General features: G+C 38.7%; 1 protein-coding gene and 1 pseudogene. One reads left to right on the forward strand and one right to left on the reverse strand.

Annotation, left to right across the window (positions count from 1 at the left end):
- Window positions 1-1,100: pseudogene (locus O9334_RS22710) on the reverse strand (ISL3 family transposase); the annotation flags it as partial.
- Window positions 1,101-1,324: 224 nt separating this feature from the next.
- Here O9334_RS22710 and O9334_RS22715 point away from each other — a divergent pair.
- The gene (locus O9334_RS22715; protein ID WP_002803496.1) at window positions 1,325-1,951 is read left to right on the forward strand and encodes a hypothetical protein; all 627 of its coding nucleotides are present in this window, start codon (window positions 1,325-1,327) and stop codon (window positions 1,949-1,951) included.
- The last annotated feature ends 997 nt before the right edge of the window (window positions 1,952-2,948 follow it).

A 2,948-nucleotide genomic window follows, 5' to 3' on the forward strand; every position in this document is an offset into this window, starting at 1 on the left:
CCATTCGTTGTCCTTCGCTCGAAATAACTAATGATTTCTCCAAACCAGTTTCGGATTGTTTGACAACTCTTGGTAAAAACACTGGAGGATTTTGCCAACCATTCCGAGATGGATAGCATTCCCTCTGTCGGATTCTCTGAGTTTTCATAAATCTTTCTGAATTCTTCCTTTAATTCCTGCATCTTTTTCAAATTTGGGAACTTTTCTTTGATAGCTTCTAGTTTGATTTTTTGGGGTTCCGTTAAATCTTCTTCATTTTTTAACAGGCTATATTTACTTCGCTTTAAAACTTCTAGCTTCGCTTCTTTTTCCGCTTTCTGTTTTTTATTTTTCTGCGCTTCTACGGCTCTTTTTTCCGCTCTTCTCTGTTCGTCTAACTCTTGATTAATTTGTTTCATTACATGGAATCTATCGGCGACTACCTCGGCCGATGGCATCAATTCTTTCACCAAATTTTTATAGGGCAACCAAAGATCTATGCTGACTTCTTCAATTTGCTCTAACACCTCTTTTCCCCAGCCCGTAAGCGTTTCTCTCAACTCTTCTTGTGTTCGCTTCTCTAGAATAGCTATTAGTTTTCCCGTATCTAAATTTACTAAAACCGCACAGTAATTTTTTTGTCCTTTGACTAGAGCGATTTCATCGATTCCTAGTCTTTTTAATTTCGATAAATCTGGCTCTGTAATTTCTTCGGCGATGTCCTCTACCATTCTTTGAATCTCTTCTTCCGTTACGTTATTTCTTCGGCTAATATTTAAAATATCTCCTTCTTTTAATTGTTCGAGTATATTCTCGGCTAGTCTTTTCGTATAGGTTCGTTTCTTGGCGACAAAATCTAACTCTTCGCTAAAGGGTTTTCGACAATTATCGCACTTAAATTGACGACGATTAACCTGTAGGTACACTGGTTGTCCTGAGATTGGTAAATCTTTGACTAAATGTCGATGATTTTGGTGGAGTTTATCGCTCTCTAAGCCACAATGAGGACAGGTTGCTTTTTTATTTTTCGATTCGATTCGTCAAACTATACCGATATTTTCTAGGTGTCGATAGCCTTGAATAGAGGTTCCTTGTAGGTTCAAAAATTTGTCAAGTATCATAAGTAAAATAATCTCGTTTTTGGCTATTATATCAAATCTTAACTCGATTGTCTATCTTTTGGTATTAACTTGTTTGTGCCTTAAGTCCTTCCCTATATGGATTTCAGCTACTTTTGAGCGTAGGCGCTCTCATCGAATTTTATTTGAAGTTAATTATTTGCATAACAATTCCCGAAGAGCCAGAACCGTTAAGAAGGCATAATAAAAATAATGAGAAACGAATAATGGATACTAAAACTAATAAGAATATTGCTCCTAAAATTCGCAAATTGGTTGAGACAGCGAGGGAACTATACCAAACCAAATATGCCCTCAATGTCACAAGGCTCACCAGTCTCAAAAGTCTTTGCCAAGAAAAGGAAGCCGCCGCTAATTTTGCGCTGTACCTAGCTAAATTGGTAGTCAAACAGATGGAATCTAATCAAACTACCAGGTCTTTTCTTGGAGAAGAAGCCTGGACAGAACACTGCCAACTAATTAACCATACTGTTGAAAAAATGGAAGATTACCTAGAATATCCAACTCCAGATAAACGGCAGGATTTGCATAAATTGTTAACCCAACTAGAACAAATTCAAGGTTGGGAAAGACACATAAGATTTGGAACACAAATTCGTGTCATCAATAACAAATATGCCTTAATAATTGAAGATGCCCTGCGCTGTATGACAAGTTCAGATTATCCTTATTGGAGTTACCAAATGGCGAGAGATTATGCTGAACGCTATAACTCAAGCTGTGGCAGTGGACTAACTTCTGAATCCGCTCCTTTAGTCGCAGAAATTGCTGAGTTTTGGTGTCAATATTATTTTGGCAAAACTCTCACAGAGAAATTCCCTGATAAGAGTTGACATCAAAATAGAATAAAATTTAATCTCGCGCATTTCCTCATCAAGACGCAATGGAGTCGTGTTTTTGGGATTTGCTGACAGAATAAGGATTCTTTTCATTGATTAAGACTCGTTTGAAGACAGATGAGATTTTAGGCGACGAATCCAAGTCAGAACCACCTGTCGCCAGCAATTCTCATTTTAAGGTTTCATGACATTAAAACCATTGCACCTAGAGGGGTTAATAATTCTTAACGAACCTCTAGATCGCTGAAACAAGGCAAAATCGTTTCAAAATGAGAATTGCTGGTTTCAACCCGCTTCTATTCACCGATTAGAATCCCCGTCTTTTTAAAGTGGGGAGATGTCAATAAGAAACCTTCCGCACCAGTTCAAACTCACCGCGGGCCAACCGTTCCAACATTTCCGACACGGATAGGTTGTACTGTTCCGCAATCGCCTGAACTTCTTCCCACCCAGCCTGAGTCACGCTTAGATTGCGGCGTTTCTTCGGCTCTTCATACGTCAGAGGCCTACCGTCCGGATTCGGTGGATTTTCCTTCCTGCCCTTGTATTTCCCTCTAGTTTCCATTGAACAACCCTTTAACTTCTCTACACTATTTTACCCAATACAGCAACAGAAAATTCCCTCAAGGGATGGATTTTTAATTATATACATATACAATTAAACATATACTTTTTAGTGCGATTGCAGGGGCGGAAAAGGGTACTCTATGAAGTCTTTTAAACCGGAATGAGGTTAAGAGCGATTGATATCTACATTAAGGCAATTTTAAGATCGCCACCTACCTAGAAAACAAGCCCCAACTCTATTCGGGTTATGGGGCAAATTCACGAAAAGTACATCGCTTTCCCTAGAAAGTATATACCTTCGCACAAAAACTATAACTATTATGACACAAAACAAGATAGAAGGCAAGTTTTACGCGCTAAAACCAGAAGAGTGGCTCGAAGTCACCAAAGAATTGAGATACGCGGAAGTTCGAGTTCTCTACTA

It is taken from the genome of Microcystis sp. LE19-8.1F (genome assembly GCF_027531715.1).
In the GTDB taxonomy this organism is placed as follows: domain Bacteria; phylum Cyanobacteriota; class Cyanobacteriia; order Cyanobacteriales; family Microcystaceae; genus Microcystis; species Microcystis wesenbergii_A.

Bases quoted from the DNA above. Each gene is read 5' to 3' on its own strand.
- O9334_RS22715 (WP_002803496.1), top strand. From the start codon at position 1,325: ATGGATACTAAAACTAATAAGAATATTGCTCCTAAAATTCGCAAATTG.